Source organism: Saccharicrinis fermentans DSM 9555 = JCM 21142, assembly GCF_000517085.1.
In the GTDB taxonomy this organism is placed as follows: domain Bacteria; phylum Bacteroidota; class Bacteroidia; order Bacteroidales; family Marinilabiliaceae; genus Saccharicrinis; species Saccharicrinis fermentans.
On sequence record NZ_KI912107.1, the window covers coordinates 1,247,648 to 1,263,276 of the forward strand.

The 15,629-nt window shown below is 36.9% G+C and carries 13 protein-coding genes and 1 pseudogene; 12 read left to right on the forward strand and 2 right to left on the reverse strand.

Annotation, left to right across the window (positions count from 1 at the left end; genetic code table 11):
• Positions 1-21 precede the first annotated feature (21 nt).
• The 4 genes from CYTFE_RS0105090 (at position 22) to CYTFE_RS30670 (ending at position 3,303) form a co-directional block, all read left to right on the forward strand.
• On the forward strand, positions 22-2,514 hold the full coding sequence (locus CYTFE_RS0105090) for a KAP family P-loop NTPase fold protein (RefSeq protein ID WP_027470934.1): 2,493 nt from the start codon (positions 22-24) through the stop codon (positions 2,512-2,514).
• A 160-nt stretch (positions 2,515-2,674) separates the two neighbouring features.
• Positions 2,675-2,833, forward strand: a complete 159-nt coding sequence (locus CYTFE_RS29820; RefSeq protein ID WP_162150068.1) for a hypothetical protein — start codon at positions 2,675-2,677, stop codon at positions 2,831-2,833.
• A 57-nt stretch (positions 2,834-2,890) separates the two neighbouring features.
• Complete coding sequence (locus CYTFE_RS0105100; RefSeq protein WP_027470935.1) at positions 2,891-3,100, forward strand: hypothetical protein; 210 nt, start codon at positions 2,891-2,893, stop codon at positions 3,098-3,100.
• Positions 3,101-3,135: 35 nt separating this feature from the next.
• Positions 3,136-3,303, forward strand: coding sequence for a hypothetical protein (locus CYTFE_RS30670; protein WP_211238151.1), 168 nt, complete (start codon positions 3,136-3,138; stop codon positions 3,301-3,303).
• Here CYTFE_RS30670 and istB read toward each other — a convergent pair.
• Both istB and istA read right to left on the reverse strand, forming a co-directional pair.
• A complete protein-coding gene (istB, locus tag CYTFE_RS0105110; RefSeq protein ID WP_027470936.1) occupies positions 3,300-4,025 on the reverse strand; it encodes an IS21-like element helper ATPase IstB in 726 nt (241 codons plus the stop codon). The genes CYTFE_RS30670 and istB overlap by 4 nt on opposite strands.
• A 25-nt stretch (positions 4,026-4,050) precedes the next feature.
• A complete protein-coding gene (gene istA, locus CYTFE_RS0105115; protein ID WP_244880310.1) occupies positions 4,051-5,583 on the reverse strand; it encodes an IS21 family transposase in 1,533 nt (510 codons plus the stop codon).
• 432 nt (positions 5,584-6,015) lie between these two features.
• Here istA and CYTFE_RS29825 point away from each other — a divergent pair, with 432 nt between their 5' ends.
• The 8 genes and pseudogenes from CYTFE_RS29825 (at position 6,016) to CYTFE_RS0105150 (ending at position 15,614) form a co-directional block, all read left to right on the forward strand.
• Complete coding sequence (locus CYTFE_RS29825; RefSeq protein ID WP_152541868.1) at positions 6,016-6,207, forward strand: hypothetical protein; 192 nt, start codon at positions 6,016-6,018, stop codon at positions 6,205-6,207.
• 1,224 nt (positions 6,208-7,431) lie between these two features.
• Positions 7,432-7,842 (forward strand): hypothetical protein, encoded by a 411-nt coding sequence (locus CYTFE_RS0105120; protein WP_027470938.1) that lies wholly within the window; start codon positions 7,432-7,434, stop codon positions 7,840-7,842.
• Complete coding sequence (locus tag CYTFE_RS0105125) at positions 7,839-8,399, forward strand: glycoside hydrolase family 108 protein (RefSeq protein WP_027470939.1); 561 nt, start codon at positions 7,839-7,841, stop codon at positions 8,397-8,399. The genes CYTFE_RS0105120 and CYTFE_RS0105125 overlap by 4 nt, the downstream gene beginning before the upstream one ends.
• Positions 8,400-8,540: 141 nt before the next feature.
• Positions 8,541-9,142 (forward strand): annotated as a pseudogene (locus CYTFE_RS31030) (cation diffusion facilitator family transporter).
• Positions 9,143-9,152: 10 nt separating this feature from the next.
• Complete coding sequence (locus CYTFE_RS0105135) at positions 9,153-9,950, forward strand: cation transporter (RefSeq protein WP_027470940.1); 798 nt, start codon at positions 9,153-9,155, stop codon at positions 9,948-9,950.
• Between the two features lie 117 nt (positions 9,951-10,067).
• A complete protein-coding gene (locus CYTFE_RS28400; protein ID WP_052343005.1) occupies positions 10,068-10,445 on the forward strand; it encodes an HYC_CC_PP family protein in 378 nt (125 codons plus the stop codon).
• A gap of 107 nt (positions 10,446-10,552) precedes the next feature.
• Positions 10,553-14,377, forward strand: coding sequence for an efflux RND transporter permease subunit (locus CYTFE_RS0105145; RefSeq protein WP_027470941.1), 3,825 nt, complete (start codon positions 10,553-10,555; stop codon positions 14,375-14,377).
• On the forward strand, positions 14,364-15,614 hold the full coding sequence (locus CYTFE_RS0105150) for a TolC family protein (RefSeq protein ID WP_027470942.1): 1,251 nt from the start codon (positions 14,364-14,366) through the stop codon (positions 15,612-15,614). Before CYTFE_RS0105145 ends, CYTFE_RS0105150 begins: the two co-directional genes overlap by 14 nt.
• Positions 15,615-15,629: the final 15 nt, after the last annotated feature.

Consider the following 15,629-nt stretch of genomic DNA (forward strand, 5'->3'; position numbering starts at 1 on the left):
AACTGCATTGAATTGATATTAATGAATAGATATATAAAGCGTTTGTGTGAATTAATAGTTCTCACTGTAATTGTAATTAATTTCGATAAAGTAATACAAGTGGTTTTAAACAAAACCATAGTAAAATTTTGGGATATATATTTAAATACAAATTTCATCTTAGAGTATTTTGTAATTCTTTGTGCAGCAGTATGCATTATTAGATTAATTGTAAAATTATATAAAGGCTATGTTGTAAACGGTTCGTTAGCACGATTTGTCATATACTTAGCATTAGTATATGGTTATTATAGCTTTTACTCTGATGCATATGTATTTAATCACTTTGACTTTTGTAACAATGTTTTTTTACTAGATATTATATTAGTTGTAGGATTTTACTTTCTCGCTCTGCAAGGATACAGAGAATATAGGTTACTTTTAGTTACTGCTGATGAATTTAATGAAAGTAGAGATATTCCATTAATAAGTGGTGAATTTGACACCCTAAACAGAAAACCCCAAGCCCAAAGCTTAGCAAGAGATATACATCATATTGGGTATTATAATGTTGGAATTGTTGGTGCCTGGGGTGAAGGTAAGACCTCATTTGTCAATATGGTACTTGATGAGCTTAAAAACCTTGATAATGTTGTTACGGTGAGATTTAACCCTTGGCAAAGTAAATCACCAGAGCAAATATCTAAGGATTATTTTAGGACTCTAAAAATATGTCTTAAGCCCTTTAGTGGAGAAGTATACCCTGAATTAAACAAATACTTGGATATACTTTTAAATACAGAAAAGAATGTAGTTACTAAACTAACAAGGCAGTTGAGTTCGGTTATTACTTTAGAGCAACAAAAAGAAAAGTTTGTAAATGAAGCCCTTAAGCGAATAAACAAAAAAATAGTTGTTTTTATAGATGATATAGATCGATTAGATAGCAACGAAGTTATTGAGGTTTTTAAGCTTATTAGGAATACTGCAGACTTTACTTCTGTTACATATATCGGAGCATATGATAGAAATTATTTAATAAATTCAATCTCTAAGATAAACGGTTATAAGCCTGAGGAATATTTGGCGAAAATATTTCAATCGGAATATGTACTTGCACAATATGATGAATTTAGTAGAGTTATTTTTTTTATAGAATCTTTAATGAAAAGATTTAAGGAAGGTAGTGATGAGTATAGATTAATTGAAGAGAAGAAAGGTGAGTTGATTCAAAATAGATCTAAATGGAATTGGTTTATAAGGTTAATAACCAACATGAGAGATGTAAAACGAATGGTTGATAGTTTCTCTTATGCTTTTCCAAAAGTGTGGGCAGACGTAGATTTTTACGATTTAGTTAATTTATACTGTATTCGAACGAAGCACTTTTCTTTGTATGAGATTTTAAAATCAAAAAAAATTGTAAAAGTTATGTCTGATGGTGTTCATGTTTTTGATTCAAATTTAATAGAAGAAAAGAAGATTGAGATACCTGGAGAAGTCGACAAATTGCTAAGTGTTTTGTTGCCTAAACAAGAAACCAATTCATTTAGTTTATTCCATAATGATGAATCAAGCAGTTTATCTCTTGCTAAAAATTTTGAAAGGTATTTTTCTCCTGATTACTATAAGAAAATGCCAAGAGCAACATTTTTAAAATATAAGAATTATAGCAATAAAAAGCTTAAAGAAGAATTTGCTGAATGGTATATTAAAGGGTATTTAAGTAAAATCTATAGTTATTTACAAATTGAAACAATAGATGAGCTTAGGGATGTTCAAGAGTATAAAAATTACATACAATTATGGACTTTAACTATTGCAAAAGCAAGTGGATATAATTACAAACCTTATTTTGATTTATTAATCTATAATGAATGTCAAAGTGTTGCAAATAGGTTTTTTGTCAATAATTTAATTGCATTAAAGATTTTTTGGGAAGAGCAGCTTAAAAGTATAATAGACCACAATTGTTTAGGAACTATATATTATTCTTTAATTGTAGGTTATGATAGAGATCCTGATTACCGTATTCTCTTTTCAAAGAAAGAATTGCAAAGGCAGATATTGAAGAAACTTAAAGCGAGTATCAAAGAAATTACATGTGAAGAGGAAAATACAAAAGAAGTTTTTAATAAAATTAACGCATTGTACTATGGTTGTTTAGACTATATAAATAAAACTAATGACCATGTAATGTTCTTAGGTGAAGCTAATCGAGTAATGAAAGATTATATTTTAACATTTCCAAAGCAATATTTAGAACATTACATTAGGCCAAAGGTAGTACCTGATGATGGAATAAGTAGGGATGGGGATCCATTTACGGAACAGATTTTTGGTGATCCAAATATGAAGTATAGGGATTATTTTGCATACAAAAAAGGGGCATATGACATTATTTGTTTCTTAGTTCGAAGAAGCAAAAATGACTTTAGTCTTCTAGAAGAGTTCATGAGAAAATATAGTACGAATAAATATCAGGTTATAAGATTTGAGAAGTACCCAAAGCAGAATTTTAGTAATTTAACCTGATAATATTAATCTTAAACTTTATTTCAAGTAAAATAAATGCGACAACTATTTTTTTAAAATCTCAATATTCAAAAAATAGCCAATTCTAACCACATCTACATTACTCTAGCCAAATACAGCCAATTCCCCACCTACCACCTACTATATGTTTGTTTCTATTATGGAAGGAGCAAGCACAAAGAAAATACTAGGCACATTAGCAGCAGTTGCAGCCGTTGGTGGAGGTTTCTACCTTATTAAGAAAGGCAAAAAGCTTCTAGCTGGGGCAAAAATGAATTTTGCCCTCTTGGGATTCCGCATCCACAAGATGAATTTATAGGAAGTTCAATTTGCCGTAAAGCTTTGTTGCTACAATCCCACCAAAGCACCCATCACATTGGCCGTTAACCAGGTAGTTGCAAATTACAAAGGTTCGGCAGTCGCTTATTCCACCTCCGATATTAAAGGTCTTACTATTGGAGCAGACCTTACGCAAGAGCCTGAAATCCTTTTTCAAGTGCCATACCTGAACCTAATGGGTAAAGGAATTAATCTCACAGCACTTTCCAATACAGAGCGTAAGTTTTCGGCCTTTCACGTATTGTAAACTTTATGCTAGAGCCGTTTCTTTGAAGGCAAAAAATGAGAATGACATTAACAGCATTTAAGCGTTTGTATAAGCATTATCAGGAATCAGGTTTGAACATAAAAGATTTCTGTATGGAAAAAACGGTCTATGCCCACCCAGTGAAAACGGCCATACCCGTTCACTTTTTTTTAATCAGCCATGAATTTACAAAAAATTATTAATTCTGTTGTTTACGCCTTGTATCTCCTTTGAGATCGAAGCGGTATGCAGTATGCACGATTCTATCCATAATGGCATCGGCAGCCGTAGTGTTCGACAACATTACATCATACCAGTCAGCAACCTTTAACTGGCTCATGATAATAGTGGACTTTCTTGCGTGTCGGTCTTCAATAAGCTCCATAAAATCCAGTAACTGTTGGCCATCCATTTTTCTTACAGCAAAATCATCAATGATGAGCAGGTCCATTCGAGCCATCTTGTCAAAGAACTTCGGTAAGGATGCTTCAACCCTGTGAAGAGTCATGGTTTCAAAAAGCTTCATGATATTAAAGTAGGCCACCTTATAGCCCATTAAACAAGCGTGGTGCCCTAGTGCGGTTCCCAGCCAGCTCTTACCTGTACCTGTAGGTCCGGTGATGATGATCGGTGCCCCCTGTTTGATATATTCACAAGTAGCCATTTGCATAACTTTACCACGCTCCAGTCCTCTGGCCGCATCAAAGCTTAGTTCTTCGATGGTTACCTGATAGCGGAAGCGTGCAGCCGATATTAAACGTGCGTTACGGTTTGTTCTGCGCTGATCCTTTTCCGCCTGTAATAACAATTGCACGCCCTCATAAAACGAAAGGCCGTCCAGTTTTCGCGTTTCAAGCAGCGAAGCCCAGCATTGGGCCATGCCCGGCATTCGTAAACTTTTAAATTGATCTGTAACTTCATTCATAATGAAAATATTTTAGGGGTAATAATTAATTATATTCCTCTTTCCCTCTTACATTGTCATGGGAAGGGAAGGTGTTGAACAAGTCCCGGCATTGCACATCTTCCACGCCCCGGCATTCAGTCCTGATTAAGCGCTCAATAAAACCATAGCGGTATTTTTGATACAGTAGTGCCGTGTCGCATGCCTTTTTAAACAAATGAGGATCTGTATCTCTCTGTAGTTTCAGCAAGCCCTCACAGCCTTTGTAAAATGTTTCAACTGGAACCGTTGCTGTTGCAAACATGTACTCGACCACTTCTCCAAGTTCCTGCGATGCATTTTGTGCACGTCTGACATAGTATTGGGGCGAACGATCCCGATAGGCCTGAGTGTTGGAAGCCAGGTGCTCCTTCTCGTAAGTATACCTACCCTGATTATAGGATCTCTTGTGCATGGCCACGCATTCACCGTTGATGTAAATCTTGACAAGGCTGCGTGTGTAAATAACACTGGTTTGCTGACCGATGTACACATGTGGTGTTGAGTAATGGTGCTTGTCACGTCCTAGGTAAACGAAACCGTTGGGATTGACTTTTAGACTTGCATAAAAGCGAACCTCAAACCGTTCTTTCGGAAGAGGGCGAAGCTCTGGTTTTTCTGTTGCTATAAACTGCTCTTCGCGCGTGTAAGGATGTTGCTGCATACGCTTACGGTTATGTGCCTGCATCTTCGTCCCAATGGCCTTGTTCAGCTCTTCCAGTGAGTAGAACTTTTGGTTGCGAAGTTGGGCATAAACCCGGTTATAAACAATCTTAACCTGATTTTCAACCAAACTTTTGTCCTTTGGTTTCCCGGACCTTGCGGGGATAACCACAAAGCCGTAATGATTGGCCATGTCTTCTAAGATGCGGTTGATTTTCGGTTCGTGAGGATCGGTCTTTACCACTGCCGCCTTTAAATTGTCACTTACAACTATCTTTGGCACACCCCCAAGCGAACCCAAGCACATAGCCAGGGCATGTATAAAATCTTCACTTCTTTGAGAGCGAACTGCAATTGCAAAACCGTAGTCTGTTGCCGGCATACAGGCGACAAAAACTTGCACCTTAACTATCTCTCCAGTTTCTCTATCGACGTACTCTAATCGATCTCCTGCATAATCAATCATTAGTTTTTCGCCCGGCGTGTACAAATCTTTCAACAACGAAGAAGATACCGGACGTTTAGCCTTCGTATGTTGGCGGTAATGATAGCGAAACTGAGTTAGCCCATAACCTTTAGGATGCTCCGCAATGTACTCTTCCCAAAGTAATTTAAGGGTTACATGGGGACGTTTCATTTCGTCCTCAAAGTAGGACAGCTTCTTCTTAAAGTCATCGAACCGCTCCCCTTCCGGATAAGAAGGACTGCCTCCGTTCATACGATGTTGCAAAACAGGATCATCCAGTTTTAGCAAATCCGTTATGGACAACTCATCTAATTTTGCGAGCTTTACATAGCGATTAACAGTTTCCTTATTTACTGAAAGGTCTTTGGCTATCTGGCGGTTTGAAACACCGTTATGATGTAGCCTGAGCATTTGTTTTACTTTACTCATATCTTTTTCTTTTCCTGCCATGACTTTAGTTTTTTCTATGTGGATGTGAACAGAAAAAACTAGCAAAAAATAAGTGAACGGCAATGCTCCGTTTTTGAAAATGGTCCACGTGGGTGGCAATACTCCGTTTTGTGTTGTACTTCAAGCTTTTATATGCTCAAAATGGGTGGCAATGCTCCGTTTTTGACCCGTTTTTCACTACTTGTCAATTGACTGGGTGGCAATGCTCCGTTTTCTGAGCCATTTTTTCCTTTTTTTTGCGTTTTTGAACGGCAATGCTCCGTTTTTTTGACGCTTTTTAGGCAATTTTTGAGCCTGAAGAAAAACCGTTTTTTGGGTGGGTAAGCTCCGTTTTATCTATCTGTACCAACCAAGATTTGGCTCCTTCAATTTTTTATTACTGGCGAAACAAAATTGGAAGAGGTATTAGCGCATGAGCCAGATAGCTTCGTTTCACTAGAATTTAATTCTAATCCGTTAACGAAGGATAACCAAACGAGTCTACCTATCATAAAGAGTAAGCCTACTTTAAATAATGATGCACCCATTGAATTCGTATTTCCCAATGGGGTTAAGGTGCTATTAAGGGAGAATATAAACACGTAAGTATTAAAAACAATTGTTCACTTATTTGATTAAGTCTGATGTTTCATTTACACGATAAACTTAAATACTTTCTATATCCGGCACCACTGGATGTTTTGTGGATTGTCAGTATAATTTTGGTCGGTTTTTCTTGTTGTTAGGGATTCAAATTGTTTTATTTTTTTTTGAACCAATTTTCTAAAAGCTCATATGGAAAAGCTTTCGGGTTCTGTCAAGGGCGGCTGAGGCACGAAGCCGTTTATATACCCTTGACAGGTTCTGAAAGCGACCTATCTTTGCTTTTGAAATTTGGTGATAATCTTTCATGATTCGTCTTTGGGTGAAGTTTTGTAATTATTATTAGATGTTTGTTTCCAGGGAGTGTTAGTTTGTTAGTGTTAAGGTATTTTCCTCATCGTGATGAGTTTAGATTTGTGTTTATTTAGTTTGGGTGCTGTGTAGATGAGGATGGTTTGTTTTTTTTAATGGGAGGTGGATGAGGAATGTATGAATTGTTGGGTGTGAGTAGTTTCTAGTTTTATTATTGGAGTGAGGAAGTGTCTGGAGAGGAGAGGCTGGCCAGTGGTTGCAATGAATGGAGCCTGTGGGACATTATTTCAATCTTTTGTTTAGTGTTTTTTCACAGGGGGAATGGGTTGCGACCACTGGCCAATCTTGCGAGCCGACTGCGAGTGGAGCGAGGGTGGTACAAATAGTAGCTTGAGGAAGGATAGCGGTTTGTAGCATATGTTGGGAGCGAAGCGGACAACACAAAACCGCCTACCTGCCGGAGGCTATTGAATATTACTGGTTGCAGCCCGAAGCGACCTGCAGGCGAGCCTAACATGGGTAGCGGTTGATTTTTTAACTTATTGCTGGAGTTTACGGAAGGAATGGGTTAAAAAAGCAAAAGGAGCTACCGTGAGGAGGAGGGAGGAGCGCAAAAAGCATGACAAGCTGCGAAGCACCTTTGGCTTTACCGTTCTTTTTTTAGCGATTGAAGGTTAAGTGAAAAAAGTACGGTAAAGGCTTGGCGTGTGTTTTGCGGACGACTGAGGACGAACACCTTATAACCAAAGAATTAGCTTCATCTGAAAGCAAGTTTACTGTTTTGCACAAACGCATCTCCGATTTAAGAGATAGCTCCAAAGAAATATATGTGAGCAAAGAACTATTCCACCAAACCATTAAGCAGCTTAACGACAAGCTCGACACTATTTTAAAATTTGTAGAGAGGTAATACTGATGAAACTATTTGGAAAACTAGCAAATGCCGGAGTAGCAGAAACTCTGAAAGAAGGCACGAAACTCATTGATGAAATATTTACCACCCAAGAGGAAAAGCTTCAGGGAAAAATGGAGCTATTTAAAATGGCAGTTACCGACCGTGATTCTGCACGAGAGATGTACTCAAAAGACAGTTGGCTACAAAAGGTCTTTGCCCTTTTCTTCCTACTTGCATGGATTGCACTTACCACTTTAATGCTGATTTATTTTGTGTTCCAAGCCATTCAACTACAAGATTGGCAAATAGCCTTTATAAGTAGCATTAACGGTGGAATTTCAACCAAACTAAGCACCATTATAGACTTCCTTTTTGGAGGTGCAATCAGCGGTGTTAATGACATAAACCTTAAATCAAAACGTAAAGGATGAAGACATTTGATGAACTCTTTATTGGTGTAATAAAGCATGAAGGATATTATGCCAATGTTACTGGCGACCGTGGTGGAGAAACCTATATGGGTGTAGCCCGAAACCTGCATCCAAAATGGGAAGGTTGGGCGTACATAGATGCTTTTAAAGAGATGCACGGCACAATCAAGCGGAATTTCAAAATAGATATTCCAGAACTGACCCAATTGGTAAAAGACTTCTACAAAAAAGCATTCTACGATAAATACAATATCGAGAGCATCAATAATGGCTCACTACAAGAAATTATCTTTGATTGGTGCGTTAATAGTGGACATTGGGGAAGCCGTGGTGTTCAGCGTGTGTTGAATCAGTCGTTTCATACTAACTTAAAAATGGATGGAGTAATTGGAAAAAATACGATTTCAGCTATCAACCATTGCAATGCTCAATCCCTATTTGATGCCATTAAAATGGCTCGAATTAGGTATTACTATTCCATTGCTAAACGAGGTGAGAATTATAAGTTTTTAAAGGGATGGTTGAAGAGGATTGATGGAATTAAGTTTAGAGAATGATAAAAATAAATCCCAAGAATTAGGGATTGAAGTTCAACATACCTAGTTTAACTTTGTTACTTTCAAATAGACTAAAAAAAAATGGAACATCATCAACACGAGAAGAAAACACTTTGGGTAGTTTTATTAACAGCCATTACAATGGTAGTGGAAATCATTTATGGGATTACTACCAATTCAATGGCTTTGTTGGCTGATGGTATTCACATGGGGTCACATGTATTGGCGATAGGATTAAGTTGGTTAGCTTATGTGATTGTACGAAGGGTTTCAAAAAGTAAAAAGTTTAATGGAAACTCAAGTAAAATACTTTCACTATCTGGATATAGTAGTGGGTTAATGCTACTGATATTCGCATTGTTATCATGGTAGAGGCTATTGAACGGTTCTTTAACCCTGCCGAAATTGTTTATAAAGAAGCAATTTTTGTTGCTATAATTGGATTGGTTGTAAATATTGCAAGTGCATTTTTGCTTCATCATAAAGATGAACATTCAGACCATAATATTAAAGCAGCATATTTACACGTAATTGCCGATGCTTTAACAAGTGTTTCTGCAATTTTAGGGCTAATTGCTGCTATGATTTGGGACATTCCATTTATTGATACCATTGCTGCAATTCTAAGTTCGCTGGTTATTATAAAATGGTCTGTAGGCTTATTGAGGGATTCGGGTTCTGCATTATTGGACATTAAAACCGAGCATAAAGGACATAGCCACGGTCACGGGCATCATCATTAAATATGAATTTATGTATAAATCATTATACCACATATCAAAAATGGATTGTCCATCCGAAGAAAACATGATACGCATGAAGTTGGATGGATTGGTGGTAATCAAGAAACTAGAGTTTGATATTGAAAATCGAAACCTTACCATCTTTCATTCTGAAAATGATGATGAAATACTTTCTCGATTGGAAGCGTTAAACTTTGGAGCGAAATTGTCTAATTCCGAAACTATTGAGGAAAGCGAATTAGTATTAGAAGATTCCAATGTGCAGTCAAAACTACTTTGGTCTGTGCTTATTATCAATTTCGTTTTCTTTATAATCGAAATGTCAACTGGTGTTATTTCCAAATCAATGGGTTTGGTTGCAGATTCTTTGGATATGTTAGCCGATTCATTTGTTTATGGATTAAGCCTTTGGGCAGTTGGTTCTACAGTATTACGAAAAAAGAAAGTAGCACTTTGGAGTGGATATTTTCAATTATCGCTTGCTCTTTTGGGTATTATAGAAGTTGTAAGAAGGTTCATAGGTTCTGAAGAAATGCCAGATTACCGAATTATGATTGGAGTTTCTATTTTTGCCCTTATTGCAAATGCGGCTTGTTTGGTCTTACTTCAAAAGTCAAAAAGCAATGAAGCGCACATGAAAGCAAGTATGATTTTCACTTCCAATGATGTAATAATAAATGGAGGAGTAATTCTTGCAGGGGTTTTGGTATTACTCACGCAATCCAAATATCCTGATTTAATTATTGGTTCAATTGTATTTCTGATTGTTGTAAGAGGGGCTGTGAGAATTTTGAATTTAGGAAAATGAAAAGTTGTTAATTTGTTGTTAAATAACCAGTAATCCAAAGATATTCTAAATCTTTTCCATGTTTTTGTAAAACATTTTGAATATAAATCCGTTACTTTGTTTATATAGATTATAATAATGCTTAGAAAAATAACAAATATCGTTGTAGCTCTGTTTCTTCTGGTTTCGACCACAGGAATAACTATTTCTATGCATTATTGTGGAGGTGAATATGTTTCAACATCAATCAATAAAGAAGCTAAATCATGCTGTGATGGCACTGGTGGTTGCTGTGAAAACAAATCACTCCATTTTGAAGTAAAGGATGACTATGTAAATGCAGTACAATTTGAAACAACTAAAATTGTATCTATAGACATTCTATTTCCGATTCTTTTAGCCATTAATTTAGAATTATTTCCAGAGGAAATTAATGTCATTAAAGAATTCATTGACACTTCACCACCCCCTAAAATACAAACTCGCCTTTCTTTACTGCAAACATATCTTTGTTAGACATTTAATTAATTGATTTTAAATTCACTTTAAAAGTTGAATTGAGTTGTCGTGTAATTTTATTACCGTAACTTTTATTAATTAAATGTTTACCAAATTTATGAAATATGTTGAATAGAATAATCAAATTCTTTCTTGATAACAGATTAGTAACCTTACTGGTATTGACTGTTTTCATATCGTGGGGAATAGTAAATTCTCCCTTTGGATGGGAAACAGGTATTCTGCCATCCGACCCTGTTCCTGTTGATGCCATTCCTGATATTGGCGAAAATCAACAAATAGTTTACACCGAATGGGCTGGTCGCTCCCCACAGGATATGGAAGACCAAGTTTCTTATCCTTTAACGACTTCTCTTTTAGGGATACCCGGTGTTAAAACGATTAGGAGTAATTCCATTTTTGGGGTTTCAAGTATCTATATCATTTTTGATGATGATGTAGAATTCTATTGGAGTCGTACCCGAATTTTGGAGAAACTAAACTCGCTTCCGGCAGGTACATTACCCGATGGTGTTACCCCATCATTAGGGCCAGATGCTACAGCGTTAGGTCAAATTTATTGGTACACACTTGAAGGTAGAGACAAACATGGAAATCCATCAGGAGGTTGGGATCCCCACGAACTTCGTACCATACAAGATTTCTACGTAAAGTATTCCTTAACATCTGCAAAAGGTGTATCAGAAGTTGCTTCAATAGGTGGCTACGTAAAGGAATATCAAGTTGATATTGACCCTAATGCAATGAAAGCTCATGGCGTGGATGTGGCTGAAATAATGTCTGCCGTTAAAAATAGTAATCTCGACATTGGGGCGAGAACCCTAGAGTATAATCGTGCAGAATACCTTATCAGAGCAATTGGATATATTAAAACCATTGAAGACCTCGAAAAAAGCGTAGTTGCAGTTCGTGAAAATGTTCCTATCCGTCTTAAAGATGTGGCTAAGGTTCACTTTGGGCCAGCAACACGAAGAGGCGGTTTAGATAAAGGTGGTGCAGAAGCTGTGGGAGGTGTGGTTGTTGCAAGATACGGTGCAAATCCTTTACACACCATTGATAATGTAAAAGCAAAAATTGCTGAGATAGAAGCCGGATTACCTTCAAAAATATTGGATGATGGAACAGTCTCCAAAGTTACCATAGTCCCCTTCTACGACCGCACAGGACTGATTAAGGAAACCTTGGGAACACTGGAAGAAGCCATTAGTTTAGAATTACTGATTAGTATTTTGGTAGTTATTGTATTGGTGCTTAATCTTCGAGCATCCTTTTTAATTTCAAGCTTATTGCCCATTGGTGTATTAATCACTTTTATTACCATGCGCCAATTTGGTGTAGATGCCAACATTGTAGCCCTTTCGGGAATCGCTATTGCCATTGGGGTTATGGTAGATGTCGGGATAGTTTTTACCGAAAATATTATTCGACATGCAGAACTGCCGGATAATATCGGAGCAAGAGGCAAAAAGCTAGTTACTGTTATTTACACAGCAACTACCGAAGTGGCAGGTGCGGTTATTACCGCTTTAGCAACTACCATCATTAGTTTCTTGCCTGTTTTTGCAATGGAAGCAGCCGAGGGTAAGCTTTTTAAACCATTGGCATATACAAAAACCTTTACCATGCTTGCCGCTTTAGTGATAGGTTTAATTATTATTCCAACACTGGCTCACATCGTATTTTCCATAAAATTTGATAAGGAAAAATACAAAAAACTACTAAGTGGAATTATTGCTGTTGCAGGTATCATTATCTCAATTGCCAGTGGATATTATATTGCATTGGCATTGACAGCCTACGGTGCAAATGGGTTTTTCCATGATAAATGGAAGAAGGAGAAAAAGGAATGGATAAACTATATTAATATAGGCATAACCATTGTTGTTGTAGTTTTCTTTCTAACAAAGGCTTGGATGCCTTTGGGTGCTCAAAACAGTCAATTTGCAAACTTCTTCTTTGTAATCGCTATTGTTGGTACTGTACTTGGCGCATTGTCGTTGGTTATTGTCTTTTACGACAAAATTCTGAAATGGGCATTAGCTAACAAATGGAAGTTTTTAATCACTCCAATTTTAATCATACTTTTTGGAATTACTACTTGGCAAGGTTTTGATAAAATGTTTGGGTTTATGCCCAACTTTATTAAAAATAGCTCGGCTTATCAGAGCATAAGCGAAACCATTCCCGGTATTGGCAAGGAATTTATGCCATCATTGGATGAAGGCTCGTTCTTGTTGATGCCCACTACCATGCCACACTCAGGCGTTGCTGAGAATGTTGAAGTGATTCAGTTGTTGGATAAACAACTCAATTCCATCCCAGAAGTGGAGAGCGTAGTGGGTAAATGGGGGCGTGTAAGTTCTGCATTAGACCCTGCACCAACCTCCATGTTCGAGAATATCATCAATTACAAGTCGGAGTACATGCTCAATGAAAAAGGACATCGGATGCGATTTAAGGTGAATGATGATGATGCCTTTGAATTAAAGGATGGCAGTACCTATAATCCGAAAAACGATGCCTTTCGATTAATCGAAAAGGATAAGCTTATCGAAGCTAAAAATGGAGAGTATTTCCGTCAATGGCGTAAAGAGATTAATTCGCCTGATGATATTTGGAACGAAATTATAAATAAGGCTAAAATACCCGGATTGACTTCTGCCCCTAAACTTCAACCGATTGCCACTCGATTGGTTATGTTGCAAACAGGAATGAGAGCGCCTATGGGGATTAAAGTTTTTGGCCCCGATTTAGAAACCATCGAAAAGGTGGGGTATCAAATTGAATCATATCTAAAACATGTAGAAGGTGTTTCTGTACAATCAGTTTTTGCTGATAGAGTTGTCGGAAAGCCTTATATCGAATTGGAAATAAACAGGGATGACATTTCTCGATATGGGTTAAGTATTCTAAAATTACAGAATGTTTTAAGCGGAGTTATTGGAGGAATGAAATTGACCTCTACCGTTGAAGGTAGAGAACGTTTTCCTGTACGTATGCGCTATGCAAGGGAGTTTAGGGATAATCCAGACGAATTGAAAAACATTCTGATTCCAACTCCGTCAGGTGTTCAAGTGCCTTTGGACGAATTAGTAAGCATCAACTATGTTCGTGGCCCTCAATTAATAAAGAGTGAAAACACCTTTTTGGTGGGCTATGTAATTTTCGACAAATTACCTGAATATGCAGAGGTTGACGTAGTCGAAAATGCAATTGCATATTTGGATGACCAGATTGAAAAGGGTGAGTTTGAGTTACCATTAGGAGTTAGCTACGTGTTTACCGGAAATTACGAGAATCAAATCCGAGCAACGAAACGACTTTTAGTGGTTGTTCCCATTTCATTAATGATTATTTTCCTTATCCTTTATTTTCAATTTAAATCTGTTACATCTACAGCTTTAATATTCTCAGGCATTATTGTCGCTTTATCGGGTGGGTTTATCATGCTTTGGCTTTATGGTCAACCGTGGTTTTTGGATGCTAACATAGGAGGCATTGAATTACGGAATCTATTTCAGGTCAACACTATTAATTTGAGTGTAGCTGTGTGGGTAGGTTTTATTGCGCTATTTGGCGTTGCCACCGATGATGGGGTGTTGATAAGCACTTATATCCAACAACTAATGGAAAAGGATAAGCCTAGTACTGTGTCGGAAGTAAGAGCTTTAATTCTCGAAGCTGGTTCAAAAAGGGTGCGCCCTGCAATAATGACCACAGCTACTACAATTATTGCACTACTCCCTGTTCTAACATCTACAGGAAAAGGTTCAGACATAATGATACCAATGGCAATTCCCTTATTTGGGGGTATGACCATTGAGGTATTAACGATGTTTATGGTTCCAGTCCTATACAGTATGTGGCAAGAGCGAAAAATTAAAAACAGTTCACAAACCACTCAAGAAGGAGATTATGAAAACATATAAGATATATATAACATTATTATTCATTTTCTTTTTGAGCTTATCTATTCAGGCTCAAAGTGAAATTGATAGCTATTTGATAACTGGAGCTAAAAACAATCCGGGATTAAAAGCCAAGTTTAATGAATATTTAGCAGCGTTAGAGAAAGTCCCACAAGTTGGAGCTTTGCCCGACCCTACGATGGCTTTTGGATACTTTATTCAGCCTGTTGAAACCCGTGTTGGTGCGCAACAAGCCAAAATAAGTGTAGCGCAAATGTTCCCTTGGTTCGGAACACTTAATGCCAAAGAGGATGTTGCAACCGAAATGGCAAAAGCTAAATTTCAATTATTTGAGGAAGCTAAATCAAAACTCTTTTATGATATTAAATCAACTTGGTATAACCTTTATTTTACAAGTAGAGCAATTGCTATTGCAAGAGATAACATTGAAATCTTGCATACATTTCAAAAATTGGCTCTTGTAAAAATAGAATCAGGTAAAGCTTCGGCAGTTGATGAATTAAGGGTTGAGATGGAAATACTGGATATTGAAAATCAATTGTTACAACTAATTGATAAACTTCAAATTCAGAAAGTTGCTTTTAACAATTTTATAAATGTCGGAGCATCAGATGATATATATATCCCAGATGTACTTGAATCAGTTGATTTAACATTCGACCGAGCAGCCATTCTTGATAGTATTAAACTAAATAATCATCAGGTGCTAAACCTCGAATTTCAAGAAGCTTCTTACGAATATCAGCAAGTAGTCGCAAAAAAAATGGGGAAACCAAATTTCTCTGTTGGAATCGACTACACTTTTATTGGAGAATCATCGAATACAATGCTTGCGCCGGGTGAATCAGGAAGAGATGCTATTATGTTTCCGGTGGTAGGAATAAGCATCCCTCTTTATCGAAAGAAATATACCTCAATGGTCAAGGAGGCTGTATTTATGCAGGAAGCAACTCTAAATGAAAAGGTTGATAAGATAAACGTTCTTGAAAGCATTTATGAAAAAGCAAATGCCGATTATCAAGATGCTAAACGTCAAATTAATTTGCATAATAAGCAATTAGGGCTTGCGAAAAAATCACTACGAATATTAGAATCAGAATACGCCACTGATGGTAAAAATTTTGAGGAAATATTACGCATGGAACGAAAGGTTTTAATGCACAGTCTTGAACTTGAAAAAGCGAGAGCTGACTTGAATGCTTCAATTGCATTTATACATTATTTGATGGGTAAATAACATTTAATACAGAAA

Coding starts and splice junctions, on each gene's coding strand:
- CYTFE_RS0105090 (WP_027470934.1), top strand. CDS start 22: ATGAATAGATATATAAAGCGTTTGTGTGAATTAATAGTTCTCACTGTA.
- CYTFE_RS29820 (WP_162150068.1), top strand. CDS start 2,675: ATGGAAGGAGCAAGCACAAAGAAAATACTAGGCACATTAGCAGCAGTT.
- CYTFE_RS30670 (WP_211238151.1), top strand. CDS start 3,136: ATGAGAATGACATTAACAGCATTTAAGCGTTTGTATAAGCATTATCAG.
- istB (WP_027470936.1), bottom strand. CDS start 4,025: ATGAATGAAGTTACAGATCAATTTAAAAGTTTACGAATGCCGGGCATG.
- istA (WP_244880310.1), bottom strand. CDS start 5,583: ATGCTCAGGCTACATCATAACGGTGTTTCAAACCGCCAGATAGCCAAA.
- CYTFE_RS0105120 (WP_027470938.1), top strand. CDS start 7,432: ATGAAACTATTTGGAAAACTAGCAAATGCCGGAGTAGCAGAAACTCTG.
- CYTFE_RS0105125 (WP_027470939.1), top strand. CDS start 7,839: ATGAAGACATTTGATGAACTCTTTATTGGTGTAATAAAGCATGAAGGA.
- CYTFE_RS0105135 (WP_027470940.1), top strand. CDS start 9,153: ATGTATAAATCATTATACCACATATCAAAAATGGATTGTCCATCCGAA.
- CYTFE_RS28400 (WP_052343005.1), top strand. CDS start 10,068: ATGCTTAGAAAAATAACAAATATCGTTGTAGCTCTGTTTCTTCTGGTT.
- CYTFE_RS0105145 (WP_027470941.1), top strand. CDS start 10,553: ATGTTGAATAGAATAATCAAATTCTTTCTTGATAACAGATTAGTAACC.
- CYTFE_RS0105150 (WP_027470942.1), top strand. CDS start 14,364: ATGAAAACATATAAGATATATATAACATTATTATTCATTTTCTTTTTG.